General features: G+C 52.0%; 2 protein-coding genes. Both read left to right on the top strand.

Features of this window, described 5'->3' with window-relative positions; translation table 11 throughout:
* Positions 1-765: 23S rRNA pseudouridine(1911/1915/1917) synthase RluD (gene rluD / locus A3750_RS02610; protein WP_156498331.1), on the top strand; the 765-nt coding region annotated here is incomplete at its 5' end.
* A 33-nt stretch (positions 766-798) separates the two neighbouring features.
* A partial coding sequence (locus tag A3750_RS02605; RefSeq protein ID WP_197474830.1) for a laccase domain-containing protein occupies positions 799-1,014 on the top strand: 216 nt, incomplete at its 3' end.

Here is a 1,014-nt window from a genome sequence, read left to right as displayed (position 1 = left end):
GTTGAGGTGAGCGCAGAGCTTGAAGCTCAGGGTGATTGGCTTCCTGAGCCGATGGCGTTGGATGTTGTTTTTGAAGATGCGTCGATTCTCATCTTGAACAAGCCCGTGGGTCTTGTCGTTCACCCAGCGGCTGGGAACTACTCTGGCACACTCGTAAATGGGTTGCTGCATTACAATGAGGCACTCAACAATGTCCCGAGGGCCGGCATTGTTCATCGTTTAGACAAAGATACCTCAGGATTAATGGTCGTAGCGAAAACGTTGCAAGCACATGCGCACATCGTTGGGCAGCTGCAAGATCGAAGCATGGGTCGCGAGTATGAAGCCGTGGTGACCGGCGTAATGACGGGGGGTGGAACGGTTGATGAGCCCATTGCCCGACATTCTCGCGATCGCAAGAAAATGACCGTGACGCCATTTGGTAAACCGGCCGTTACCCACTATCGATTGATCAAGAAGTTTGAGCACCATACTCATATTCGAGTAAAGCTGGAAACGGGCAGAACGCATCAGATTCGTGTGCATATGGCGCACATTGGTTATCCGCTAGTGGGTGACCCGACATATGCCGGTCGCTCGCGAGTTCCTGCCGGCACGAGTGTAGAATTCAAAGAGGCGTTAAAAGCCTTCCCAAGGCAGGCGTTGCATGCGAAAAAACTGACGCTGATTCACCCTGTTGATGAAGAAGAAGTTAGTTGGGAGGTCGATCTGCCAGACGATATGCGCGCACTGCTCGATTTAGTTGGTCGGGCTGATGAAGTTTGACCTTTGGCTGGTGCGTCACTCAAGGTGAGTATCATGGACAGCGAGTTTATTACGCCAGACTGGCCGGCACCTAAAAATGTACGTGCGATCGTTTCGACCCGCAAAGGGGGTGTGAGCGGCGGTCCGTATGCGAGCTTGAATCTTGGCGACCATGTTGGTGATGATCCTGAGTCTGTTACAGAAAATAGGGCGGTATTTGCTAATGAGGCCGGACTTGAGTCGACCGATATTCTTTGGTTGAAGCAAGTC

Source organism: Oleiphilus sp. HI0079 (genome assembly GCF_001635105.1).
The sequence above is the reverse complement of the archived record's forward strand: the minus strand, read 5'-3'. Positions and strand labels throughout refer to the sequence as shown.